We start from the raw sequence: 24,576 nt of genomic DNA on the forward strand, positions 1-24,576 counted from the left end.
AGACGTTCTGACCTGAAGTCATACAACCTGACACCGCACCGCCGGCGCGGCGCGGGAACGGGTCCCGGCGGGGCCGGGTCAGCCGTCGCCGGGCGCGGGGAGGAGGCGGTTCAGCAGGTGGGAGGCGGTGACGACGCCGATCACGGCGCCCTTCCCGGGGTGCCGCCGGTCGTCGGAGACCGCGACCACGGGGCTGCGGGCGCCCGCCATGGCGCTCGCGATCTCCATCACGGTGGCGTCCGGGCCGACGACGGGGAGCGGCATCGGCTCGTCCTCCAGCAGCTCGGCGACGGTGCGGCCGGTGAGCCGGGCCGCCAGCCGGTCGGCGTGGCGCTCGTCGTAGACGCGGGCGAGCGTCGGGTCGTCGCGGACGTGCGGCGGGACGATCCGGCGCAGCAGCCGCGAGCCGGGCACCACCGCGACCGCGCGCCGCCGCTCGTCCACCACGACGAGGCCGGGCAGCCCCTGGGCGGCCACGAGCCGGGCGGCGTCCAGCGCGGAGTCCGCGGGCGTCACGGTCGGGTACTCGGCGGCGAGGTCACGGGCGCGCACTCCACGACGGTATCCGAGCGCCGCCCGGTGAGCGCCGGGCGGCGGGCCGCCGCGTTACAGAGCCCTTGCTGCGGGCAGTGGGTCCCTGTACCGGATCCGGCCGCCGCGGGAGCGTGATGAAACACAAGATCGGCAAGGATTGCGTCGTCGTGCTCACCGGTGCGAGCGGCGGCATCGGACGGGCCGCCGCGGTGGCGTTCGCCCGGCGCGGCGCTGCGATCGCCCTGCTGGCGCGCGGCGAGAAGGGCCTGGACGGCGCCGCCGCCGACGTGGCTGCGGCCGGCGGCCGGGCCCTGCCCCTCAGCGTCGACATGAGCGACGGCGACGGGGTCGAGGAGGCCGCGCGGCGGGTCGAGGACGAGCTCGGCCCCATCGACGTGTGGGTGAACGTGGCGTTCTCCTCGGTGCTGGCGCCGTTCTGGGAGATCGAGCCGGCGGAGTTCGAGCGCACCACCCGGGTCGCCTACCTCGGGTACGTCAACGGCACCCGGACCGCGCTGCGGCGGATGATGCCGCGCGACCGCGGCGTCATCGTCCAGTGCGGGTCGGCGATGGCCTACCGGGGCATCCCCCTGCAGAGCGCCTACTGCGGTGCCAAGCACGCCATCAAGGGCTTCCACGAGTCACTGCGGACCGAGCTGATGCACGAGGGCAGCGGCGTGAAGGTCACGATGGTGCAGATGCCGGCGGTCAACACCCCGCAGTTCGACTGGGTCCTGTCGCGGCTGCGCAAGCGCCCGCAGCCCGTCCCGCCCATCTACCAGCCGGAGGTCGCGGCGGACGCGCTGCTGTACGCCGCCGAGCACCCCGCGCGCCGCGAGTACTGGGTCGGCGCCAGCTCCGTCGGCACGATCCTCGGCAACAGGCTCGCGGCCGGCCTGCTGGACCGCTACCTCGCGAGGACGGGCTTCGCGTCGCAGCACACCGACGAGGACGCGCGCCCGGACCGCCCGGCGAACCTGTGGGAGCCCGCCGACGGCCCCTCCGGCGAGGACCACGGGAGCCACGGCCGGTTCGACGATCGGGCGCACGGGACGAGCCCGCAGCTGTGGGCGGGGCGGCACAAGTACCTGGTGGGGGCCGCGACGGCCGGTGCCGCCGCCGGTGCGGCGGCCGGCGCGGCGAGGCTGCTGCGGCGCTGACGGCACGACGACACCACGACGAAGGAGAGATCAATGGCGCAGCAAGTGGCCGACTACGTCCTCCAGCGGCTGACGGAGTGGGGCATCGAGCGGGTCTACGGGTACCCGGGCGACGGCATCAACGGGATGCTCGGCGCGTTCGACCGCGCCGAGGGGAAGCCCGAGTTCATCCAGACGCGGCACGAGGAGATGGCCGCGTTCATGGCGTGCGCGCACGCGAAGTTCACCGGCGAGGTCGGCGTCTGCACGGCGACGTCCGGTCCCGGTGCGATCCACCTGCTGAACGGGCTGTACGACGCCAAGCTGGACCACCAGCCGGTCGTCGCGATCATCGGGCAGCAGAAGCGGCTCTCCCAGGGCACCCACTACCAGCAGGAGGTGAACCTGGAGAACCTGTTCTCCGACGTGTCGGAGTACTGCCAGATCGTCATGGAGCCCGGGCAGATGCGGCACGTCATCGACCGGGCGTTCAAGACGGCGCTGACCACCCGCGGCGTCGCGACGATCATCATCCCGGAGGACGTCCAGGAGTCGGAGGCGGTGCCGTCGCCGCCGAAGGAGCACGGCGCGGTGTACTCCAGTGTGGGCTGGAGCCGGCCGCGCGTCCTGCCGAACAAGGAGGAGCTGCACAAGGCCGCGCGGATCCTGAACGAGGGCAAGAGGGTCGCCATGCTGGTCGGCCAGGGCGCGGCGAACGCGCACGCGGAGCTGATCGAGACCGCCGAGCTGCTCGGCGCGGGCGTCGCCAAGGCGCTGCTCGGCCGCGAGGTGCTGCCGGACGACCTGCCGTTCGTCACCGGCCCGATCGGGCTGCTCGGCTCCAAGGCCAGCGATGAGATGATCATGAACTGCGACGTGCTGTTCATGATCGGCACGAGCTTCCCGTACGCCGAGTGGCTGCCGGACGAGGGCAGCTGCAAGGGCGTCGAGATCGACATCGACGGCCGCATGATCGGCATCCGCTACCCGATGGACGCGCACGTCGTCGGGGACGCCAAGGAGACGCTCAGGGAGCTGATCCCGCTCCTGGAGCGCAAGAAGGACCGCTCCTGGCGCAAGGAGATCGAGGAGAACGTCCGCACCTGGGACACGGTCATGAAGAAGCGCGCCGGGCAGAGCTTCGAGGGGAAGATCAACCCGCAGGCCGTCGCGCACGAGGTGTCCCCGCTGCTGCCGGACGGCGCCATCCTCACCGCCGACTCGGGGTCGGCCACCAACTGGTGGGCCCGGCACATCAAGCTCCGCGACGGGATGCAGGCGTCGCTGTCGGGGACGCTCGCCACGATGGGCCCCGGCGTCCCGTACGCGATCGCGGCCCGGTTCGCGTTCCCGGACCGCCCCGTCATCTGCTTCGTCGGCGACGGCGCGTTCCAGATGAACGGCATGAACGAGATGCTCACCGTCAAGCGGTACGCCGACCGGCTGGCCGGCTCCCCGCCGCTGGTCTTCGCCGTGTTCAACAACCAGGACCTCAACCAGGTCACCTGGGAGCAGCGCGCGATGGGCGGCGACCCGAAGTTCAAGGGATCGCAGAGCATCCCGGACTTCGAGTACGCCAAGTACGCCGAGCTGTGCGGCCTCAAGGGCATCTACTGCGACAAGCCGAAGAAGGTCACCGACGCCTGGAAGGAGGCCTTCGCCAGCGACCGTCCCGTCGTGATCGAGTTCGTGGTGGACGACGAGATCGCCCCGATCCCGCCGCACATCATGAAGGACCAGGCGAAGAAGGCGGTCAAGGCCGGCCTCAAGGACCCGCAGAAGGTCGGCATGGCGGCCCGCGGCTTCCGGCAGAAGCTCACCGACATGTACGAGAACATGCCGGGCCGCAAGCACTGACCGCCCTCGCCGGGGGCGGGGGCGCGGGCCCGTCCGCCGGGACGGCTAGAGCTGGGTCTCGGCGTAGTCGCCGGGAGAGAACTCGATGCGGGGCTGCGCCCGCTCCAGGAGGTCGAACGCCTCGGGGACGGTGGCCGTCCAGCCGATGGCGTCCCAGATCTTCGGGCGGGCGAAGCCCTGCTCGGTGAGCCCGACCATCAGGTCGCGGAGCGGCTCGTACACGCCGGTCGGGTCGAGGATCACGACGGGCTTCTCGTGCATCGCGAGGACCCGGGCCGTCCACACCTCGAACAGCTCCTCCAGCGTGCCGATGCCGCCCGGCAGGATGAGGAACGCGTCGCTGCGCCGGTCCATCTCGCCCTTGCGGGTGCGCATGTCGGGCGTGACGATCAGCTCGTCGTTGTCCTCGTCGGAGATCTCGACGCTGACCAGCCCCTCGGGGATCACCCCGACGGTCCGGGCGCCGCCGGCCCGCGCGGCGCGGGCGACGGCGCCCATGCACGACACCTGGGCGCCGCCGCTGACCAGGCTGTGGCCGCGCCGGGCCAGTTCGGCACCGGCCTCGGCGGCGAGTTCGACGTAACGGCGGTCGATCGTGCCGCTGGACGAGCAGAACACGCAGACGGCGAGGGATGTCGAGGTCGTCACCCGGCAATGGTACGGGTCAGTGCGCCGCGAGGTCCCGGCGCCGGAAGCCCGCCAGCCCGGCGGCGGCGAGCACGGCCGTGACCGCCACCAGCCAGAGCACGGGCGCCGCCGCGAACGACTCGCCCGGCAGCTTCGGGATGTGGGTGAACGGCGAGACGTCCAGGGCCCACTGCTCCAGGCCGAGCGCGGCCCCGAAGAGCGTGACCATGGCGCAGGCGGCAACGGCCGTCCAGGACCCGCCCGCCGTCAGGCCGGGGACCAGCCCGAACAGCGCCAGCGCGATCGCGGCGACCAGCCAGACGGCGGGCAGCTGCGCCAGCGCGGCGCCGAGGACGCGCGGCACCTCGCGGCCGGGGTCGCCGGTGTCGATGCCGTGCGCCGTCCCCGCGGCGAGGCCCGCCACGGTGAGCGCGGCGACCGGGCCGAGCAGCGAGAACAGCAGGTGGCTCGACGCCCAGCGCAGCCGTCCCGTCGCGGTGGCGAGCAGCGCCTCGGCGCGCTGCCCGGCCTCCTCGGTGCGCAGCCGCAGCGTGGCCGACACGGCGTAGGCCGCCGCGAACAGGCCGAGCATGCCCATCACGGAGGCGAAGTAGGCGTCGGTGATGCCGCTCTTGCCGCCGAGCCGGGCGAAGACCTCCCCCAGGTCGGGGTTGTCCTCCACCATCTCCCGCACCCCGCCCGCGACCGCGCCGTAGACGATGCCGAGCGCGAGGAAGCCGGCGAGCCACCCGTAGAGCAGGCGGCTCTGCAGCCGCCAGGCGAGCCCGAGCGGCCCCGACAGCCGGGCCGCGGCGCCGGCCCGCCCGAGCCTCGGCGGCAGCACGCCCGCGCCGACGTCCCGGCGCGCCGACAGCCTGCCGGCGGCGGCCACCAGCACCGCGACGAGCGCCACGACCAGCGCGAGCGTCCACCAGCGCTCCCCGCCGTAGGCGCGGATCCGGTTGATCCAGCCGAACGGCGACAGCCAGCCGAGCCAGGACAGCGAGTTCCCGGCGCCGCCGACGTCGGCGGCCATCCGGACCGCGAACGCGCCGCCGAGCGCGGCGAGCGCCGTGCCGCGCGCGGTGCCCGCGCTCTCGCTGAGCTGCGCGGTGACGCCCGCGACGGCCGCGAAGACGCAGCCGCCGGCGGCCATCTGCAGGCCGAAGGCCAGCGATCCGGCGACGGGCAGGCCCTGCCCGGCCAGGCCGGCGGTGAGCAGGGCGGCGAGGACGAGGTTCGCCGCGAACGTGACGATGAGCGCGGCGGCGAGCGCCGCGCCGCGCCCGGTGACGGTGGCGCCGAGCAGCTCGCGGCGGCCCGCCTCCTCCTCGGTGCGGGTGTGCCGGACGACGGTGAGCGCGCTGATCAGCCCGACCACGACCGGGATGAACCCGGAGCGCTGCGCGATGATGCTGCCGAGGTCGGTGCCGTACATCGGCCCGTAGAGGGCCAGGAACGTCGGGTTCGTCCCGGTGGTCAGCGCGTACTGCAGCCGGTCGGCGGCCTCCGGGTAGAGGCTCTCGGTGGCGCCGACGAAGCCGAGCGGCACCACCGCGATCCAGACCACCCAGGCGGGCAGCAGGACCCGGTCGCGGCGCAGGATCAGCCGGATCAGCCCCCCGGTCCCGGTGAGCGCGGTCATCGTGCGGCCTCCTGCAGCTCGTCCTTGTAGTGCCGCAGGAACAGCTCCTCCAGCGTCGGCGGACGGCTGACCAGGCTGCGCACGCCGATGCCGGTGAGCACCCGGAGCGCCGCGTCGAGCTGCGGGGTGTCCACCTCGAACTTGACGGTGTTCCCGTCGATCTGGACGTCGTGGGCGCCGGGCAGCGCGAGGCCGTCCGGCGGCGCGGCGAGCTCCGCGTGGATGGACGTGCGGGTCAGGTGCCGCAGCTCGTCGAGCGTCCCGGACTCGACCGCGACGCCGCTGCGGATGATCGTGACGCGGTCGCAGAGCGCCTCGACCTCGGACAGGATGTGGCTGGACAGCAGGACGGTCCGGCCCGCGCGGCGCTCCTCGCGGACGCACTCCTGGAAGACCTCCTCCATGAGCGGGTCGAGGCCGGAGGTCGGCTCGTCCAGCAGCAGCAGCTCGGCGTCGGAGGCGAGTGCGGCGACGAGGCCGACCTTCTGCCGGTTGCCCTTGGAGTAGGCGCGGCCCTTCTTGCGCGGGTCCAGCTCGAACCGGTCGAGCAGCTCGGCCTTGCGGCGCGGGTCCATGCCGCCGCGCATCCTGCCGAGCAGGTCGATGACCTCGCCGCCGGACAGGTTCGGCCACAGCGTCACGTCGCCGGGGACGTAGGCGAGCCGGCGGTGCAGCTCCGTCGCGTCCCGCCAGGGGTCGCCGCCGAGCAGCCGGACGGTCCCGGCGTCGGCGCGCAGCAGGCCGAGCAGGACCCGGATGGCGGTCGACTTCCCGGCGCCGTTCGGGCCGAGGAAGCCGTGCACCTCGCCCTGCCGGACGGTCAGGTCGAGACCGTCCAGCGCTCGCGTCCGGCCGAAGCTCTTGACCAGGCCGGATACGGATATCGGGGGCGTGTCAGCGGTCACCGGTACTCCTTGTGGGGGGCTGCCCGCCGGCGGCGAGCATGTTCTTCAGGGAGGCACGCGCCTGTTCGACCAGTTCGGGCGACATGAGGTCGTCGCTCAGGACCTCCAGCGCCGCGAGCGCCATCCGGGGGTAGCCCTCGGCGGTGAGCGTGTCGGCGCCGAGGGCCCGGGACAGGTGGTCGTGCAGGACGACCATGCCGACGCTCATCGCCGTCATGACGGTGGCGTAGGCGTGCAGGTCATCGGTCTTGGGCGTGTTCATGCCCGGGGCGCCGCGCCCGAGGATGTCCTCGGAGAACGCGACCGCGTCGTCGAAGAGCGTGTTCGCCGCCTCCGAGCCGTCGGTGAGGGAGCGGGCCAGGTACCGCTGGACGGGCAGGGCCGTCCGCATGGCGATCGCCAGGAAGCCGGGGTCGCCCATGCCGCCGCTCAGGGCCTCCTGCTTGGTCTCGCGGATCACCGCGATGACGTGCTCGTCGCACGCCTGGCGCAGCGCCTCCTTCGTCCCGAAGTGGTGCTGCACCAGGGCGGGCGAGACCCCCGCCGCCTTGGCGATGCCGCGGATGGTCGCGCCCTTCACCCCGTGCTCGGCGAACTGCAGCATCGCCGCGTCCCGGATCCGGGCCCGGCCGGTCAGGTCCTCGTTCCGCTCCATCCACCCCGCCTGTACGTATGTTCAGTAGCCTGTACAGTCGTACACTGTACTCCTGTACAGGCCACCGTCAAGCGGTGCGGACCGGTCGGCGGGTCACCCGCCGCCGGGCAGCTCCCCGAGCGTCACCTGGACGGTCTTCTTCGAGCCGTCCTGCTTCTGGATCTCGACCTTGACCGTGTCGCCCGGCTTGAGGTTCGCGAGCACCGACGACAGCGCCGTCTGGTCGGGTGTCGCGGTGCCGTTCACCGACAGGATCAGGTCGCCCGCCGCGATGCCCGCCTTGGCGGCGCCGCCGCCCCGCTGGACCTCCACGACGGCGACCGCGGAGCGCTGCCCGCTCTGCGGGTCGACGATCGTGCGGACCGTCACGCCGAGCGCCGCCCGCCCCGAGTTCGACACCTTCCCGCTCTGGATGAGCTGCGGGACGATCATCTTGACGGTGTCGCTCGGCGTCGCGAACCCGATGCCGGCCGCCTGCCCGCCGACCGACGGGTCGGACGCGGCGGCCGTCGGGATGCCGATCACCTGCCCGCTCAGCGTGACGAGGGCCCCGCCGCTGTTGCCCGGGTTGATCGCCGCGCTGGTCTGGATGGCGTCGGCGATGGTGGAGCCCTGGAAGTCGCCCTCGCCCTTGGTGGACACCGTCCGGTGCAGCGCGGAGACGATCCCGTTCGTCACGCTCCCGGCCAGCCCCAGCGGGTTGCCCATCGCGAGGACGATCTGCCCGACCCGCGCCTTGCCCGAGTCGCCCCACGACGCCGGCTTGAGGTTCCCGCCGTCCACCTTGAGGACGGCGAGGTCGTCGGCCGCGAACGCGCCCACGAGGTCGGCGCTCAGCGTGGCGCCGCCGCTGGACGACGTCACCTGGATCTTGTTCGCCCCGGCGACCACGTGCGCGTTCGTGACGATGTGGCCCTGCCCGTCGTAGACGACCCCGGACCCCTCCGCCCGGTCGGTCTGGATCTTCACCACCGACGGCAGCACGGCGTCCACGACCTTCTCGTACTGCTGCTGCAGGTCCGCCGCCGACCCGGACACCGGCGCCGACGTCCGCGCCGTCGTCGACGCGGCGTTCTCCGCGTCCCCTCCGCTGCACCCCGCCAGCGCCAGCATCCCCGCCACCGCCACCGCGCAGGCCCTGACCTTCGCGTTCCTGTCCACGCTCCACCTCCAGAGTGGACAGTTCCCCTCATCCGCGGATCAGCCGCCGAAGAGGTCACGTTTTTGCCTCACCATGCCCCGCCCTGCCGGGCCGGCGACGGCGGTCACGCCTCCTCCTCGGGCGGCCGGGCGAAGGCCGCCGCCGCGGCGGCCGCCACGATGCCGAGCGGGACGACGGCGGCGGTGCCGCCCCAGTAATGGAACGCGTAGCCGCCCGCCAGCGCGCCCGCCAGGAAGAACACCACGATCAAGCCCTGGAGCACGTGGTTCGAAGGCTTCCGCTGCGGCAGCGGCCCGCCGTGCGGGCGGCCCGTGAGCCCGACGGTCAGTGCGGTGATGGTGCCGGTGATGAAGACGGTCGTCACGCCGGGGACGCCGAGCCGGGTCACCGCGCCGCTCTGCAGCCCCATCGCGACCCCGGCCAGCGCGATGTAGCCGTACCGCGCCGACCCGTGCGCGGGACCGCCGACGGCCTGCCACCAGCCGAACCAGGCCGCCAGCGGCAGCACCTCCGCCGCCAGGCAGGACGCGAGCGCGCGCCGGCGGCGGGCGAACAACCGGCTGGCGGCGGCGCCGGCGACGAACCCGGCGAGCGCGCACACCGACCGCAGGACCGCGCCCGTCTTCGCGGACGCGATGCCGATGCCGAGCAGCGCGGTGTTCCCCGTCATGTTCGCGGTGAACACGTGCCCGAGGCCGAGGTAGCTGACCACGTCGGTGGAGGCCGAGGCCAGCGCGAGGACGGGCAGGATCGTCGCGCGCCTCGCGAGGGTCACATGCGCCTCGTCCCGGGCCGCCGCCGCAGGGCCGGCCCGATTCCCGCCGCGGTGACCGCGCCCGCGCCGGCGGCCGCGCCGACGCGGGCCGCGCGCCGGGACGGCGGCGGCGCGGGCCTGCCGGCGTGCCGGGCCTTCTCCGGTCGGCCGCCGACCGGGCCGCCGCTCTCCCTGGCCAGTTGCATGAGCTGCGCGATGTGCAGGGCGCGCCGTCCGGTCTTCGCGTGCTCAATCTGCGTCTTGCAGGAGAAGCCGTTGGCGACGATGGCCGTGCCGTCGTCGGCGTCCCGGACGGCGGGCAGCAGCGCCTGCTCGCCGCAGTCCCTGGAGATGCCGTACTTGCCGTTCTCGAACCCCCAGGACCCGGCGAGGCCGCAGCAGCCGCCCTTGAGGCTCTCGGTCTCCAGCCCCATCTGCTCGAGGACCTTCTGCTCCGCGTCGATGCCGCCGGTGGCGCGGTGGTGGCAGTGGCCCCGCAGCAGCGCCTTGCCGCCGCCGGGCAGTTCCAACGGGCGGATGCCGTAGGTCTGGAAGAACTCGGCGAAGTGGTGCGCGTGTTCGGCGAGCCGCTCGGCGTCGTCGTCGTGCGGAAGGAGCTTGGTGAGCTCGTCCTTGAAGACGGCGAGGCAGCTCGGCTCCATCCCGACCACGGGCGTGCCGGCCCGGACGTAGGGGCGCAGGACGTCCAGCACGTTGTGCAGGTAGCGCTCGGCCATGTCGAGGAAGCCGTAGTCGTCGATGTTCTCGTCCTGCTCCCGCTGGTCCTCGATGAGCTGGTCGGCGAGCGCCTCCAGCCCGATCGGCCGGAACTGCTCGACGATCTCGCCGGTGTGCTCGGCGGCGTCGGCGATGTCGCCGTACTCGACGACGACGAGCGTCCGCTGCAGCAGCGCCGGGGTGAGCAGCAGCACCGCTCGCAGCGCGGTCGCGCATGTGCTCTCCGTGCCGCACAGCGCGCGGGCGACGTTGAACCCCTTCTCCGGCAGCAGCTCGTCCAGGGTGAACCCCGACACCCGGCGCGGCATCTCGGCCACCGGCGGGAACCCGGCGCGGATCGCTTCCGCGTACCGGTCCCGCAGGTCGCGCAGCGCCGCGTAGATCTCGCCCTTGCGGCCGCCCGCCGCGATGATGGCGTCGAGGTCCTCCTCCTCGTCCACCCCGACCCAGAACCGGCCGCCGCCGTAGGTGACGACCTCCAGGGCGTGGACGTTGTCGGACGTGCGCGGCCCCGGCCCGTACAGCTGCGACTGGACCGAGTGGATGCCGCACGAGTTGTTGCCGATGTTGCCGCCGATCACGCAGCGGGAGTGCGAGGACGGGTCGGGCCCGAACACCAGGTTCCGCTCGCCCGTGTGCCGGTCGAGGTCCTCGTTGATGACGCCGGGCTCGCAGGTGACCCGCCGGTTCTCCGCGTCGAGCTCGCCGATCCGGGTGAGGTACTTGGAGTGGTCGATGACGACCGCGTAGTCGACGGTCTCGCCCGACAGGCTCGTCCCGCCGCCCCGGTTCAGGATCGGCGCGGCGTACTCCTCGCAGATCCGGTGGACGGCCACCACGTCGTCCAGCGTCCTCGGGACGACCACGCCGATCGGCACCTGCCGGAGGTTGGACGCGTCGTTGGCGTACATGGCCTTCGACCCGGCGTCGAAGCGCACATCCCCCTCGACCGCCTTCTCCAACGCGCGGGCGAGCTTCCGGACCTGCACCACCTGCCGGCCGCGCGGCGGCCCGGGGGCCGTGGGAACCGTCTTCGCCGGCACCTGCCGCGTCCCGGCCACGTGCGTCTTCGCCATGGACGTCGTCTCCGATCGTCGTTCGTCCGCCGACCCCGCCGGCGGCGCCGCTAGGCCCGCGGGCGGGCGCCGTGCACCCGGTACCGCTCCGCGTCGTCCCACTTGACCTCCAGGCCGAGGCCCGGCCGGTCGGCCGCGGGGCGGAGCGCGCCGTCCGCCGGGCTGAGGTTCCCGTCGAAGACCAGGTGCTCCACGCGGACGTGGTCGTGGAAGTACTCCAGGTGGCGGAGCCGCGGCACCGCGCAGAACGCGTGCGCGGACACCGCGGGCGCGCAGTGCGCCGACAGGTCGATCTGCCGCGCCGCCGACATCCCGGCGATCTGCAGCAGGCCGGTGACGCCGCCGCAGCGGGTGACGTCGGCCTGGAGGCAGTCGACCGCCGGGCCGTCCAGCAGGTCGGCGAAGTCCTTCAGGACGAACCCGTACTCGCCGGCGGCGATCTCGGTCCGGCCCGGCCCCTGCTCGCGCACCTGCCGCAGCCCGGTGGTGTCGTCGGAGGACACCGGCTCCTCGAACCAGCGGACGTCCCACTCGTCGGCGAGGCGGCGCGCCCAGTACAGCGCCTCCTTGCGGGTCAGGGCCCCGTTGGCGTCGGTGAACAGCTGGGGCGCGGCGCCGATCGCCTCGCGGACGGCGGTGAGCCGCCGCGGGTCCTCCTCCGGCCGCCGCGAGATCTTCAGCTTGACGCGCGGGATGCCCTGCTCCACCCAGCCGCCGAGCTGGGCGGTGAGCCGGTCCAGCGGGTAGTTCGTGAAGCCGCCGCTGCCGTAGACGGGCACCCGGTCGTGGAAGGCGGGCAGCGCCTTGGCCAGCGGAAGGCCGAGGAGCCTCGCCTTCAGGTCCCACAGCGCGATGTCGACGGCGGACACGGCCATCGCCCCGGCGCCGGGACGCCCGGCGTTGCGGATCCCGGCGAACATCCGATCCCACGTCGCGGCCGGGTCGAGCGCGCCGGCGCCCCGCACGGCGGGCGCGAGCTTCGACTCGATGAACGCGGCGACGGACGTGTCGCCGTAGGTGTAGCCGATCCCCGTCTCACCGCCGGCGTGCGCCTCGACCAGGACCATGGTCGTCGAGGCCCAGCGGAGCGTGCCGTCCTCCTCCATGCCGTCCGGCCCGTCCGTCGGCACCTCGAACGCGTGGACGGTGATGCCCTCGACCTCCGCCCCGACCTCCAGTTCGGCGCCCGCTCGCATCGCCCCTCCCTTCCACGAGCGTCTACTACCGCGGAGGGAGGGGCCGAAACGAACGGGCGGGGACGGGCGGCGCGGCCGGCCGGCGGCGGATCACTCCCAGGTCGCCGCCCACGTCGAGGCGTCGATCTCGCCGTCGTCCGGGATGCCCGCGCGCTGCTGCAGCGATTTGGCCACCTTGCTCGACCGCGGCCCGTACCAGCCGTCGACGCGCAGCGTGTACCCCTTCTTGCACGCCTGCCGCTGCCACTGCTCGACGTCCATGCCGTGCATGATCGGCATGCCCGGGCCCTCGTACTTCAGCGTCCGGCGCGGGAACGCCGGCATGCCCTTGACCAGCTGGACGATGGTGCGGCGCGGCCGGCGGTGCTTGCCGCCGAGCCCCCGCTGCAGCCAGGGCGCCCACTGGATCGGCGCGGCGTACTCGGCCGCCGCGCCCGTCGTCCCCATCACGTCGTGACTCATCGAATCCACCGTTCGTTCTTCTCTCTGTGCCGATGCCGGGCGCGGTCCGCGGGTCAGCGCGGTGCCAGGCAGGGTCCCGGCGACGCGGCCAGCCGGGACATCTCGACGCCGATCACGATCGCGCCGACCAGGGCCAGCGCGATGACGCACACGATGACCGCCAGTTCCGTCCAGACCCGGGAGCGCCCGGGGACGGGCGCGATCTCGGGCTCGTGCAAGGTCATGTCTCAGTTCCGTCTCTGTCGCACGCGGGAAATCGAATGAATGGCCGGCGGCCACGCCCGGGTGGCCGGCGTGGCCGCCGGCGGCGGCGGATCTCCTCCCCCATCCGAGACCCGCCGCCGGAGGTCGTCCCCTTCCCCCCACGGCGGGGGACGACATGGACTCGGCAGCTTGCTCAGCGCCCGTCCCAGCTGTGCAGCCGGACGACGCGGCGGAGCTGCTCGGCGTGCGCGCCGGTGTCGTCGCGGGACAGCGACTCCCAGCGCTTCGCCAGGTCGTAGCAGGCTTCGGTCAGCGAGCGGTGTTCGCGGAGGGCGGCCGTCCCGAGCGCCTCGGCCCGGTGCCGCGCCGCCACCGCCTCGTCGCGCTGCGAGGCGATGAGCCGGACGGCCTTCTCCGCCCGGCCGAGCTGCGCGACCGTCTCCGACGCCTTCCAGGACGTCCGCCGGCGGTGCCGCACGGCGTACGCCAGCAGCCCCAGCATGATCGCCGCCACCAGGGCGGCGGCCTGTTCACCACTCACCGCGTCCACCTCACATTCCGGCGGCGCTCTTGGACCGTCCGCTCCGCCGCACCAGGGACACCACGCCCCCGGCGCGCGACTGGGCCCGCGCCGGCTCCCGTTGGGGGGTCTGGTGTTCGGGGGGCTCCTGGACGGCCGCGTCCGGCGCGTCGCCGTCCAGCGCGTCGCCGTCCAGCGCGTCGCCGTCCAGCGCGGCCGCGTCCGGTACGGCCGCGTCCTGTGCGTCGGCGGCCGGCGCGTCGGCGTCCGGCAGGCCGGGGCCCGGCACGCCGGCGTCCGGTCTCCGCGTGTCCGGCGCGGCCGCCTCATCGGCGGGCGGCCAGGCCCGGACCGCGAGGACCTCGTCCAGCAGCGGCCACGCGCTGGGGACGCCGTCCTCGTCGAGGAGGGTGAGCTGCCCCCCTTCGACGGAGCTGAGCAGGCCGGTCTCGTGGGTGCCGTCGGCGTTGTCCACGCGGACCTGGCGGCCCATCAGGGAGGCGAAGGCGCGGGGGACGCCGACCGGGACGTCCGGTTCCGGCATGAGGGGCGGCGGCGGGGCGCCGGTGCGCGCCCGCTCGTCGGCGTGCAGGGCGACGACGTGCGCGGCCGCGTAGAGGGCGCGCATCGACTCGGCCAGGTGCCCGAACTGGGCGGCGGAGGCGTCCGCCGGCAGCGCCATCCGGATGCTGCCGATCGCGAGGCCGAGCCCCTCCTCCTCGCCGGCGACCTCGCGGATCTCACCGGGCGACGGGATGGGCGCGGCACCGTGCGCGATCGTAAGCAGGAACTTGGCCTCGGCGGCCAGCCCCTGGTGCCGGTGCAGGACCTCCATCACCTGGAAGGCGGCCTTGCGGTGGTTCTCGAGTTCCTCGTGGGCCCTCTCGATCGCGACCTCGTGCTCGGCGACGGACGCGGCGAGGCCGTTGATGGTGCCCTGGCTCAGCCAGTTCATCGGACACCTCGACAGGGAGAGGGTGGTGCGGTGCTCATGTGGCGTTCCTTCTGCGGGGCTTCGTACGGGTCTCGGCACCCGTGGGAGATCAGTTCGACCGATCCCAGCGTTCGGCGGGCTCGACCGGGCACGCCCCCATGTCCTTGATCGCTTCAAGGTCCTCGTGGGCGAACCGGAACAGGCGCTTGCCGTAGCGGCGATGCGGTATCTCTCCCCGGCTCGCTGCCCGGACGAGCCAGTCACGGGTGAACGACGTGATCTCTGCGGCTTCCTGCGGTGTGTACAGAAGCCGTTCCACGGGGATCTCGCTGCCTGGAGAGCTTGACATGCCCGGAAGCGTAACGCATCTCAGCGCGTCGTGCAGCTTCAAGACGCGTTTTAACCATGTCATGTGTTGTTCGATGCACTCTGTTGTGCAGGCATCCGATGGTGGGGCCCCAAAACGCGTTACGACTCGTCAAAGTCCGTTTTGCTCCGCTACACTTACGCACCGTGTCAGGCCGTCACCCCGCGACACGAGAAGGAGCCTGATCACGTGGACGACCTCGACGACATGGACGACCTCGGCCACCCGCCGGAGGCGTGGCGGAGACTGGGACAGATCGTCCGGCAGCGCCGGATCGAGCTGGGCTTCGGCTCCCAGGCCAGCCTCGCCGCGGAGGGCGGCCCGTCGCTGTCGGTGGTGAACAAGATCGAGACCGGGCGCGGCAGGGACTACACCGACCGCGTCATCATCCCCCTGGAGGACCGTCTCGGCTGGCGCCGCGGCAGTTTCCGCACCATTCTCGGCGGCGGCGACCCCGTATGCGTGGACGCCTCCGCTCCCGCTCCCGCCGCGCCGGCCGCCGAGCACACCCATGACGGGAACTATCCCGAGGAGGTGGTGGGCGACCCGTTCCTGCGCTTCATCTGGGACGCCCCCGAATCGCTCGCCGACGACGAGGACAAATGGGCCGCCGTGACCGGCGTCCTGCTGAAGCGCATGCGGCCGACACCGAGATCTCTCGATGTGCAGTCCGACCGTCAACAGAAGGCCGACAACATATAGCGTCGGTTACTGGGTAGCAGGCGAACCTGCAATCCAGGTTTTCTGTCTGAGCGGTCGTGCTGCCGGGGGCGCGGAACGACGCGGATGACGCGATCGGGAGACGACGTCATGGATGTTCCTGATGAACAGCGCCTCAAAGAGACCATCGACCGTCTGACCCGCGAGAACGCCAAACTGCGCACACAACTGGCAGTGGCGCAGCAGTGGAACCCGCCCCTCGACCTGGAACGCGCGTTCCGGGCGGCAAGGAGCTGGCAGTGCCTCGCGGTACCCCTCATGCCCGAAAAACCGACGCTCATTCTCATCAGCGGAAGCAAAGCCGGAAAGGACGGCATCGAGGAGGAGGACGAGGCGGGCGAGGTGTGGCGCCACCTCCAGACCGCCGCCGCGCCGCGCGGCCGCATCGGCCCGTTCGCGCGCGCCAGGATGCCCAGCCGCCTGCTGGGCTACCTGCGCGAACAGAGCGGCCGGACGATCATCGTGCTCAATCGCGACCTGCGCCGCGGGCAGGTGTCGCGGGCCGCGCGAATGCTCCGGGAGGGCGCCAAAAAAAGCCGCCCCGCCCGCCTGTTGGAACTGTCCGCCATTCCGCTCTTGAGCCTGTGCGCGCTGTTCCACGGCGACATGGCCAAGAGTGCGGTCGGAATCTCGGCCGCGGCCGCCGCCGGTCCGGCCGCGACTATCATACTCCCGGCCGCGGTGGCATCGGCGATAAGTCCGAATCTGGACGCGCATACGATAACCATCCGGCCGCAGCCGCCGTCGCACAGCAGATCCATCGATAGGCCGCCGATGTGGCCTCCCGATCCGGGGGCCAGGGATCCGGGCGGCATGGATCCGTCGCGCTGATTAAAAGGCGACCGATCGACCGAGGTGTTCGCTTCTTTCACTCCGCGTGTTTCTCGCACGACGGGGTGTTGACGATAAAACCGACCGAGCCCCGCCCGGCCATCCGCGCGTCCAGCACTTTTCCGCGCAGGACCGCGCCTGCGGAGCTCTCCAGGAAGAGGCGGACACCCTCGGTTTCCCCACCCGGCGGACCCCGGTCCGAACCGCTCCGAACCGCCGGGCACCGCTCACTCGAAGTCGTCGGGGCTGAGATCCTCCATCTGGCCGCCGCGCCCCTCCGGGGAGTCGGGCCTGAACTCCTCCGGGTGCACCTCTTCCGCCGTCGCGGCCGGCATCGGCCAGGCCCCGTGCGCCTGCTCGTCCGGCTCCCGCCGGCCCTCGTCGGCGCCGCCGCCGGTCGTCCGCTCCGTCATGATCCGTCCCCCCTTCTGTGCCGTTCAGCGCCGCCCTACCCGGCCACGTCCCCGTCACACGCCCGATGCCGTCCGGGCACTGTCGGAACTGCACAACCGGCCGCCGCCGGCGGGCCGGTCGGCACAACGCGGGCGGCGGCCGGCGGTTCCTAGCATGACCGCGGAACGCCGCAGCCGAGCGGCATCGCGACGCGGGACCAGGGGGCGCCATGAGCGGCAGGACGGAGCTGCGGAACTTCGTCGGCGGGGAGTTCGCCCCGGCGGCCGGCGGCGGCGAGATGGAGATCGCCGACCCCGCCACCGGCGAGGTGTACGCGACGGCGCCCAGGTCGGACGCGCGGGACGTCGACCGGGCCTGCGCGGCGGCCGAGCGCGCGTTCGCCGACTGGCGGCGCACCACCCCCGGCGAGCGGATGGCCCACCTGCTCCGCATGGCGGACGCGGTCGAGCGCAACGCGGACGAGCTGGCCGCGATCGAGTGCCGCGACACCGGCAAGCCGCCCGCGCTGACGATGCGGGAGGAGATCGTCCCGATCGTGGACCAGATCCGCTTCTTCGCCGGCGCGGCGCGGATGCTGGAGGGCAAGGCGACGGCGGAGTACGTGCGCGGGCACGCCTCCTCCATCCGCCGGGAGCCGATCGGGGTCGTCGGGGCGATCGCGCCGTGGAACTACCCGGCGATGATGGCGGTCTGGAAGTTCGGCCCGGCGCTCGCGGCGGGCAACACGATCGTGCTCAAGCCGTCCGACACGACTCCGGCGAGCGCCGTCCACCTGGCCGGGCTGTTCGCCGAGATCCTCCCGGCCGGGGTGTTCAACGTCGTGTGCGGCGACCGGGAGACCGGGGCCGCGCTGGCCGCGCATCCCGTCCCGGCGATGGTGTCGATCACGGGGAGCACCGCGGCGGGGCGGGCGGTCGCCCGGTCCGCGGCCGACACCCTCAAGCGCGCCCACCTGGAGCTGGGCGGCAACGCCCCGGTCGTCGTGTTCGCGGACGCCGACATCGCGGCGGCGGCCGAGGGCATCGCCTTCGCCGGCCTCTTCAACGCCGGCCAGGACTGCACCGCCGCCACCCGGGTGATCGTGGCCGAGGAGGCGCACGACGCGTTCGTCGACGCCCTCGTCGCGCAGGTGCGGCGGGTCGGGCTGTCCCCGGACGAGCCCCGCGACGGCGGCGACGGCGCCCTCTACATCCCGCCGCTCAACAACCCCGGCCAGCTCGCGCACGTCAGCGGGCTCGTCGCGCGGACGCCGGCGCACGCGAAGGTGCTGACCGGCGGCGCGCCGGCCGACCGCCCCGGTTACTTCTACCGCCCGACCGTCGTCGACGGCGTGACCGCCGGGGACGAGATCAGCCGCACCGAGGTCTTCGGCCCGGTCGTCACCGTGCAGACGTTCGCCGGCGAGGCCGACGCGATCCGGCAGGCCAACGACTCCCCGTACGGGCTGGCGTCCAGCGTGTGGACGCGCGACCACGGCCGGGCGCTGCGCGTCTCCGCCGCGCTCGACGCCGGGCACGTGGGCGTGAACTGCCACCTGCCGCCGGTGCACGAGATGCCGCACGGCGGGGTGAAGCAGTCCGGCTACGGCAAGGACCTCTCCCTCTACTCCGTCGAGGAGTACACGCGCGTCAAGCACGTGCTGTCGGCGCTCGGCGAAGACGCCCGGTGACCCCGGCGACCCCAGTGACCCCCACCCATCCAGCGCTTGGAGGCTGCACCCCATGACGGACGCACCGAGGATCGGCCCGGTGGACGCGACGAGGATCCCCCGCTACGGCGAACCGGCCACCTTCGCGCGGCTGCCCCGGACCGACCAGGTCGACCGCGTGGACGTGGCGATCGTGGGGGTGCCGTTCGACACCGGTGTCTCCTACCGGCCGGGGGCGCGCTTCGGGCCCGGCCACGTCCGCGCGTCCTCCAAGCTGCTCCGGCCCTACCATCCGCCGCTGGACGTCGAGCCGTTCGCCGCCCAGCAGGTCGCCGACGCCGGCGACATCGGGGTGAACCCGTTCGACATCGACGAGGCGATCCGCACCATCCAGCGGCGGTCGGACGAACTGCGCGCGGACGGCGCGAAGCTCCTCACGATCGGCGGCGACCACACGATCGCACTGCCGCTGCTCCGGTCGCTGCACCGCGACCACGGCCCGGTCGCGGTGCTGCACTTCGACGCGCACCTGGACACCTGGGACACCTACTTCGGCGCCCCCTACACGCACGGCACCCCGTTCCGGCGGGCCGGCGAGGAGGGCCTGCTGGACCCCGAGCACTGCATGCACATCGGGATCCGCGGGCCGCTGTACTCCCGCGAGGACCTGGAGGACGACGGGGCGCTCGGCTTCCAGATCGTCCGCGCCGACGACTACGAGAGCGGCGGGACGGCCGCGGCCGTCGAGCGGATGCGGGCCCGGCTCGGCGACCGGCCGGTGTACGTGTCGGTCGACATCGACGTCCTCGACCCGGCGCACGCGCCCGGCACCGGCACCCCGGAGGCGGGCGGGCTCACCAGCCGGGAGCTGCTCGGCACGCTGCGCGGCCTCGCCGGGCTGAACGTCGTCGGCGCCGACATCGTCGAGGTCGCGCCCGCCTACGACCACGCCGAGATCACCGGAATCGCCGCAGCCCACGTGGGGTACGAGCTGCTGAGCGTGCTCGCCCTGGACCGTTCCGGCGACGCATCGGAGGAGGACCGATGAGCACCCGCACCACCAAGCCCGCGTTCGCGTGGTCGCCCAAGGGATGGCCGTCGGAGACGGCCTACGCCGCCCCGGACGCCGAGGAGGTGTGGTGCTACACCGACCGCTTCTCCTACTTCCCCGGCGAGACGGTCGCGTTCCACCTGAGCGCGAGCGTCCCGTCGTTCACCGTCGAGATCACCCGTGACGGCCTCGCCCCGGAGACGGTCTGGACGCGCGAGGGCGTCACCGCCGGACGCCACGAGGCCCCCGCCGACGCCTACGCCAACGGCTGCGGCTGGCCCGCCGGGCTCACCCTCGACGTCCCGGACGACTGGCGCCCCGGCTTCTACATCGTCACCGTCCGCGCCGTGCAGAGCAACGGCGAGTTGTGGGAGCGCGAGCACTTCTTCGTGGTGAAGGCAGCCCCTTCGCGGCGCCCGAAGGCGGCGCTCGTCCTCACCACGGGCACGATGCTGGCCTACAACGACTGGGGCGGCGCCAACCACCACCGCGGCCTCGGCGACGACCCGCGCGACGACGCGGGCAGCCCGCTGTCCTCGACGCAGCGGCCGATCGCCCGCGGCATGATCCGCAAGCCGGCGGGCGCGCCCCGCGAGGCGAACCACATGACGCCGCCGATCGGCGGCGCGCCCCGGTACCCGTCCTACGAGTGGGCCCGGCTGAACGGCTACAGCCGGCACCACGCCGACGCGTTCTGGGCGACCTACGAGCGGCTCTTCGTCCAGTGGGCCGAGCGGCAGGGCTACGAGCTGGACTACCTCGTCCAGCACGACCTGCACGTCGACGAGGCGGTGCTCGACCCCTACCAGTGCGTGATCATGGTGGGGCACGACGAGTACTGGAGCTGGGAGATGCGCGACGCCGTCGACCGGTTCGTGGACGGCGGCGGGGGCCTCGCCCGGTTCGGCGGGAACTACCAGTGGCAGGTCCGGCTGAGCGACGACCTCACCACGCAGTACTGCTACCGGCTGCCGTCCCTCGACCCCGACACGGCGCGGTCGCCGCGCACGGCCACCACCATGTGGGAGGCGAAGTCGGTGGGGCGGCCCGGCGCCGCCACGGTCGGGCTGAACGGCCTCGGCGGCGTCTACACCCGGTACGGGGTCGCCACGCCGCGCTCGTCCGGCGGGTTCACCGTCTACCGGCCGCACCACTGGGCGTTCGAGGGCACCGACCTGTACTACGGCGACCAGCTCGGCGCCGCCCCGACCTTCCTGGCCGCGTTCGAGGTGGACTCCGTCGAGTACACCTTCCGCCGGGGCCTGCCGTACCCGACGTTCGAGGACGGCGCGCCGGAGACGCTGGAGATCCTCGCGCTGACCCCGGCCGTCCGCGGCGAGGAGGACCGGTTCGGCGGCCTGCTGCCGATGGGCGGCCCCGAGGAGGAGGTCTACGCCTACAACCGCGAACTCGGCGAGGACCTGCCCGACTACGTGAACGAGGGCGGGATGCGCGGCGCCGGCATGATCGCGGCGTTCACGCGGGGGCGCGGCGAGGTCTTCAACGGCGGCTCCACCGAATGGCCCTACGCCCTGCACGTCGGCGACCCCTATGTCGACCGCATCGTGCGGAATGTCCTCGATAGGTTCCTCTCCCGCGATCCCGAAAGCTGAGCCACCACCGCACATGAACATCACCGACATCGTCCGGCTCTCTCCTCAGACCGGGCGGCCGAACGTCCCCTCCCTGGATGGATACGAAGTCCTCTCCCCCGAATGGAAGGAGACCGAGTACCTCGCCTACGGCGGCCCTGCCAGGGAGTACACCGGCGGGTACTGGACCGGCGCGCCGGGGACGGTCCGCATCGACCCGTGGCCCTACGACGAGATCTGCGTCATCATCAGCGGCCGCGTCGCCGTCGCCGACCTGGACGGCGGCCGGGAAGAATTCGGTCCCGGCGAGGCGTTCTACATCCCCCAGGGCTTCGCCGGCGACTGGATCACCGTCGAGCCCACGAACAAGATCTTCGTCGCTGTCACCCGCTGAATCCGGCATGGCGCGCTCGTAGCCGGCGGGTGCATACGGTTGTTACGTGGTTCCTCTCCGCCTTTTCATGACGCGGCTGTCGCTGCGGCCGCTCGGCACCGCCGATCCGTCGGACCGGTGGGTGCGCTGGGTGCACGTCAGCGAGCTGGCCGACCCGTCGCCGTTCCTGCGCGGAGGGGAGCTGCTGCTGCTCGCCGGGACCGGGTTCCGGCCCGCCGAGAGCCGCGACTACGTGCGGCGGCTCACCGAGATCGGGGTCGTCGCGATCGGGTTCGGGGTGACGCCGGTCTTCGACGCCGTGCCGCCCGAGCTCGCCGCCGCGTGCGACGAGTTCGGCATGGTCCTGCTGGAGGTGCCGGCGCGGGTGCCGTTCGCCTCGATCGTCGAGCTGCACCACGCCGAACTCGTCCGCGCCGAGACCCACGACCTGAAGCGGCTGTCGGACGGGCAGGCGGTGCTGATCCGGGCGGCGGCCGGCCCCGGCCCGCTGAAGGCCGTGGTGGAGCGGCTCGCCGAGCTGCTGGACGGCTGGGTCCTCGCCGTCGACCGCAACCGGGACCGGACGTGGCCGGCCGGGCCCGTCCGGCGCAGCCCCGAGCTGAGCCGGGCGCTGGACCGCGCCTGCGCGAGCCGGGCGCCGCTGAGCGCCGCGTTGGGCGCCGCCGACGAGCACATCGAGGTCCAGCGGCTGCTCGGCCCGGCCCCGGCCGGGTACGCGATGGCCGTCGCGCGGCGCCGCCCGTTCACCGTCGCCGACCGGGGCATCGTCGGTGTCGCCGCCTCCGCCCTGTCGCTGCTGTTCACCGCGCCCTCGGCGACCGGTTCGCCGGAGGCGCTCGGCGCCGCCGCCGTGGCCGGCCTGCTGCGGCTGCCCTCGCTCGCGCGCGGCCTCGCCGACCCGCTCGACCTGGCCGAGGACGTCCGCTGGCGGGTCGTGCGGGGGGCGCTCGGCGCGCCGCCCGGCTCGCGGGAGACGATCATCCAGCGGCTGTCGGCGCTGCTCGGCACGCCGTTCGTCGAGCAGGACGGCGATTCCTTCGTCGCCCTGGTACCGGACGCGGACGCGGAGGCGGACGCGGAGGCCGCCGGTGCCGCCGACCTCGCCCGCGTGCTGGACGACGCCGGGTTCCGCGCGGGCATCAGCCGCCCGCATCCCGCCGCCGGCCTCGACCCCGCGTGGGGCGAGGCCGGTTCCGCCCTCGACGCGGCGCGCGTGCGGGGCGCGAGCGTGATCGCCGGAGCCGATCCGCGCGGCGTGCTGGCGCTGCTCGACTCCGCGCGGGCGTCCCGGTACGCCGACCGGCTGCTCGCGGCACTGGACTCCGAGCCGTCCAAGGACACCGCCGCGCTGTCCGGGACGCTGCGCAGCTGGCTCGCCCACCACGGCAACTGGGACCGGACGGCCGCCGACCTCGGCGTGCACCGCAACACCGTCCGGCACCGGATCCGGCAGATCACCCGGCTCCTCGACCAGGACCTCAACGACCCGGACGTGCGGATGGAGCTGTGGTTCGCGCTGCGGTGGCGGAGCCAGGTCCGCTGAGCCCGCCGGGACGATTCGCACAATCCGTCCGCTCAGCCGGGGTGGAACGTCCACTTCTGTGGTTCCGGGCCGGTACATACCTTTGGCGCAGCGAGCTCCCGCGGACTCCCGGAAGGCGAACGACCATGGCAACCACCCCGACTCCAGGCTCCGGCGGCCGCCTGGCGACGAACGCGATGGGGACGAACGACCTCGTCTTCACCGTCCTGGCGGCGCTGGCGCCCCTGACCCTGATCGTCGCCGTGGCACCGCTGCACTTCCTCAAGGGCGGCGCCGCCGTCCCGGGCGGCTACCTCGTGGCGGGCGGCGTGATGGCGCTGTTCGCGGTCGGCTTCATGACGATGAGCAAGTACGTCCGCAACGCCGGCGCGTTCTACGCCACGATCACCCGCGGCCTCGGCCGGCCGCTCGGCTCCGGCGCGGCCACGCTGGCGCTCCTCGCCTACAACGGCCTGCAGATCAGCACCTACGGGGCACTCGGCCTCTACGGCGCGGACTCCTTCGAGAAGTACACCGGCGTGTCCGTGCCCTGGTGGGCGTTCGCGCTGGTGGCGATCGCGCTGGTGGCCCTGCTCGGGTTCCGCGGCATCCAGACCAGCGCCAAGATCCTCGCGGTGCTGCTCGTGCTGGAGGTCGCGGTGCTGGTGGTGCTGGCCGTGTTCGTGCTGGCCAAGGGCGGCGCGGGCGAGACGTCCTTCACCTCCTTCAACCCGGGCACGGTGCTCACGCCGTCCAACGCGGCCATGTTCGCGCTCGTGTTCGGCGCCTTCATGGGGTTCGAGTCCACCGCGATCTTCAGTGAGGAGGCGCGCGGCGGCATCCGCACGGTGCGGCGCGCCACCTACATCGCCGTCGCCTTCATCGGGATCTTCTACGCGTTCATCACCTGGACGATCGTGCACGCGGTCGGCGCGGACGGCATCAAGAGCGCCGCGGAGCAGGACACCGCCGGCCTCGTCACCGGGATCTTCGACCGGTACACGCCCGGCGCCATCGGCTCGGTGATGGAGATCCTGCTGCTCACGAGCGCGTTCGCGGCGCTGCTGGCGCTGCACAACGCGGCGAACCGGTACCTGTTCGCGCTGGGCCGCGAGGGCCTCATGCCCGCCGCGTTCGGGCGCACCCACCCGCGCACCCGCTCGCCCTACCTGGCCGGCGCCGCGCAGACGGCCCTCGCCGCGGTCGTCGTGGCGTCCTGGGCCGTGTTCGGCCTCGACCCCTACCTCGAACTGCTGCTGTGGGGCAGCTCGATCGGCTTCCTCGGGATCATCGCGCTGTGGGCGCTGTGCTGCCTCGCCGTGATCGTCTTCCTGCGGAAGAACGCCCCGGAGAGCGGCCTGTGGCGCACGCTGATCGCCCCCGGCCTCAGCTTCGCCGCCCTGTGCCTCATCCTCGGCCTGACGATCGCCAACATCTCGCTGCTGACCGGAGCGGGCACGACCACCAACGCGGTGCTGCTCGGGCTGTGCGCGGTCGCGTTCGCGGCGGGCATCGGGTCCGCCCTGTCGCTGCGCTCGCGGGCACCGCGGCGCTACGCGGGGCTCGCGACGACCAACTTCGACGAGCAGACGAGCGAGAGGCCCGTCCCAGCAGGGCAGGTCTGAGAAA

General features: G+C 73.1%; 25 protein-coding genes. 10 read left to right on the top strand and 15 right to left on the bottom strand.

The window, feature by feature from the left end; genetic code table 11:
• Window positions 1–78 precede the first annotated feature (78 nt).
• A complete protein-coding gene (locus ABFX46_RS05070) occupies window positions 79–552 on the bottom strand; it encodes a CBS domain-containing protein (protein WP_346040160.1) in 474 nt (157 codons plus the stop codon).
• 116 nt (window positions 553–668) lie between these two features.
• Between ABFX46_RS05070 and ABFX46_RS05075 the strand changes: the two genes are divergently transcribed.
• The gene (locus ABFX46_RS05075; protein ID WP_346040161.1) at window positions 669–1,694 is read left to right on the top strand and encodes an SDR family oxidoreductase; all 1,026 of its coding nucleotides are present in this window, start codon (window positions 669–671) and stop codon (window positions 1,692–1,694) included.
• 33 nt (window positions 1,695–1,727) lie between these two features.
• Entirely contained in the window at window positions 1,728–3,530 is a 1,803-nt protein-coding gene (locus tag ABFX46_RS05080) for a thiamine pyrophosphate-requiring protein (RefSeq protein WP_346040162.1), read from the top strand.
• Window positions 3,531–3,575: 45 nt separating this feature from the next.
• Here ABFX46_RS05080 and ABFX46_RS05085 read toward each other — a convergent pair whose 3' ends face one another.
• The 13 genes from ABFX46_RS05085 to ABFX46_RS05145 form a co-directional block, all read right to left on the bottom strand.
• Complete coding sequence (locus tag ABFX46_RS05085) at window positions 3,576–4,178, bottom strand: LOG family protein (protein WP_346040163.1); 603 nt, start codon at window positions 4,176–4,178, stop codon at window positions 3,576–3,578.
• Between the two features lie 16 nt (window positions 4,179–4,194).
• Window positions 4,195–5,802 (bottom strand): ABC transporter permease, encoded by a 1,608-nt coding sequence (locus ABFX46_RS05090; protein ID WP_346040164.1) that lies wholly within the window; start codon window positions 5,800–5,802, stop codon window positions 4,195–4,197.
• Window positions 5,799–6,707, bottom strand: coding sequence for an ABC transporter ATP-binding protein (locus tag ABFX46_RS05095; protein ID WP_346040165.1), 909 nt, complete (start codon window positions 6,705–6,707; stop codon window positions 5,799–5,801). The genes ABFX46_RS05090 and ABFX46_RS05095 overlap by 4 nt, the downstream gene beginning before the upstream one ends.
• A complete protein-coding gene (locus ABFX46_RS05100; RefSeq protein ID WP_346040166.1) occupies window positions 6,697–7,362 on the bottom strand; it encodes a TetR/AcrR family transcriptional regulator in 666 nt (221 codons plus the stop codon). The genes ABFX46_RS05095 and ABFX46_RS05100 overlap by 11 nt, the downstream gene beginning before the upstream one ends.
• Before the next feature lie 93 nt (window positions 7,363–7,455).
• Window positions 7,456–8,523 carry a S1C family serine protease gene (locus tag ABFX46_RS05105; RefSeq protein WP_346040167.1) on the bottom strand — a complete coding sequence of 356 codons (1,068 nt, stop codon included), beginning with the start codon at window positions 8,521–8,523 and terminating at the stop codon, window positions 7,456–7,458.
• 104 nt (window positions 8,524–8,627) lie between these two features.
• Window positions 8,628–9,299 (bottom strand): YoaK family protein, encoded by a 672-nt coding sequence (locus ABFX46_RS05110; protein ID WP_346040168.1) that lies wholly within the window; start codon window positions 9,297–9,299, stop codon window positions 8,628–8,630.
• Window positions 9,296–11,092: an FAD-binding protein gene (locus ABFX46_RS05115; protein ID WP_346040169.1), complete on the bottom strand. Its 1,797-nt coding sequence runs from the start codon at window positions 11,090–11,092 to the stop codon at window positions 9,296–9,298. The genes ABFX46_RS05110 and ABFX46_RS05115 overlap by 4 nt, the downstream gene beginning before the upstream one ends.
• Window positions 11,093–11,142: 50 nt before the next feature.
• Window positions 11,143–12,288, bottom strand: coding sequence for an enolase C-terminal domain-like protein (locus ABFX46_RS05120; protein ID WP_346040170.1), 1,146 nt, complete (start codon window positions 12,286–12,288; stop codon window positions 11,143–11,145).
• A gap of 90 nt (window positions 12,289–12,378) precedes the next feature.
• Window positions 12,379–12,750 (bottom strand): peptidoglycan-binding domain-containing protein, encoded by a 372-nt coding sequence (locus ABFX46_RS05125; protein WP_346040171.1) that lies wholly within the window; start codon window positions 12,748–12,750, stop codon window positions 12,379–12,381.
• A 53-nt stretch (window positions 12,751–12,803) separates the two neighbouring features.
• A complete protein-coding gene (locus ABFX46_RS05130) occupies window positions 12,804–12,974 on the bottom strand; it encodes a hypothetical protein (protein WP_346040172.1) in 171 nt (56 codons plus the stop codon).
• A gap of 173 nt (window positions 12,975–13,147) precedes the next feature.
• Window positions 13,148–13,495 carry a hypothetical protein gene (locus ABFX46_RS05135; RefSeq protein WP_346040173.1) on the bottom strand — a complete coding sequence of 116 codons (348 nt, stop codon included), beginning with the start codon at window positions 13,493–13,495 and terminating at the stop codon, window positions 13,148–13,150.
• Window positions 13,496–13,505: 10 nt separating this feature from the next.
• Window positions 13,506–14,429, bottom strand: a complete 924-nt coding sequence (locus ABFX46_RS05140) for a hypothetical protein (RefSeq protein ID WP_346040174.1) — start codon at window positions 14,427–14,429, stop codon at window positions 13,506–13,508.
• A gap of 88 nt (window positions 14,430–14,517) precedes the next feature.
• Entirely contained in the window at window positions 14,518–14,727 is a 210-nt protein-coding gene (locus ABFX46_RS05145; RefSeq protein WP_165965080.1) for a helix-turn-helix domain-containing protein, read from the bottom strand.
• 237 nt (window positions 14,728–14,964) lie between these two features.
• Between ABFX46_RS05145 and ABFX46_RS05150 the strand changes: the two genes are divergently transcribed.
• A complete protein-coding gene (locus ABFX46_RS05150) occupies window positions 14,965–15,477 on the top strand; it encodes a helix-turn-helix domain-containing protein (RefSeq protein WP_346040175.1) in 513 nt (170 codons plus the stop codon).
• 108 nt (window positions 15,478–15,585) lie between these two features.
• Window positions 15,586–16,326: a hypothetical protein gene (locus ABFX46_RS05155; RefSeq protein ID WP_346040176.1), complete on the top strand. Its 741-nt coding sequence runs from the start codon at window positions 15,586–15,588 to the stop codon at window positions 16,324–16,326.
• 227 nt (window positions 16,327–16,553) lie between these two features.
• Here ABFX46_RS05155 and ABFX46_RS05160 read toward each other — a convergent pair whose 3' ends face one another.
• Window positions 16,554–16,739, bottom strand: coding sequence for a hypothetical protein (locus ABFX46_RS05160; protein WP_346040177.1), 186 nt, complete (start codon window positions 16,737–16,739; stop codon window positions 16,554–16,556).
• 209 nt (window positions 16,740–16,948) lie between these two features.
• Between ABFX46_RS05160 and ABFX46_RS05165 the strand changes: the two genes are divergently transcribed.
• The 6 genes from ABFX46_RS05165 (at window position 16,949) to ABFX46_RS05190 (ending at window position 24,572) form a co-directional block, all read left to right on the top strand.
• On the top strand, window positions 16,949–18,409 hold the full coding sequence (locus ABFX46_RS05165; protein WP_346040178.1) for an aminobutyraldehyde dehydrogenase: 1,461 nt from the start codon (window positions 16,949–16,951) through the stop codon (window positions 18,407–18,409).
• Window positions 18,410–18,461: 52 nt separating this feature from the next.
• Window positions 18,462–19,436 (top strand): agmatinase, encoded by a 975-nt coding sequence (gene speB, locus ABFX46_RS05170; RefSeq protein WP_346040179.1) that lies wholly within the window; start codon window positions 18,462–18,464, stop codon window positions 19,434–19,436.
• Window positions 19,433–21,052: a N,N-dimethylformamidase beta subunit family domain-containing protein gene (locus ABFX46_RS05175; protein WP_346040180.1), complete on the top strand. Its 1,620-nt coding sequence runs from the start codon at window positions 19,433–19,435 to the stop codon at window positions 21,050–21,052. The genes speB and ABFX46_RS05175 overlap by 4 nt, the downstream gene beginning before the upstream one ends.
• A 13-nt stretch (window positions 21,053–21,065) precedes the next feature.
• Entirely contained in the window at window positions 21,066–21,425 is a 360-nt protein-coding gene (locus ABFX46_RS05180; protein WP_346040181.1) for a cupin domain-containing protein, read from the top strand.
• Between the two features lie 46 nt (window positions 21,426–21,471).
• Window positions 21,472–22,968, top strand: coding sequence for a PucR family transcriptional regulator (locus ABFX46_RS05185; protein WP_346040182.1), 1,497 nt, complete (start codon window positions 21,472–21,474; stop codon window positions 22,966–22,968).
• Window positions 22,969–23,093: 125 nt separating this feature from the next.
• Complete coding sequence (locus tag ABFX46_RS05190; RefSeq protein WP_346040183.1) at window positions 23,094–24,572, top strand: APC family permease; 1,479 nt, start codon at window positions 23,094–23,096, stop codon at window positions 24,570–24,572.
• The last annotated feature ends 4 nt before the right edge of the window (window positions 24,573–24,576 follow it).

It is taken from the genome of Actinomadura chokoriensis, from assembly GCF_039529475.1.
GTDB classification, from domain to species: domain Bacteria; phylum Actinomycetota; class Actinomycetes; order Streptosporangiales; family Streptosporangiaceae; genus Spirillospora; species Spirillospora bangladeshensis.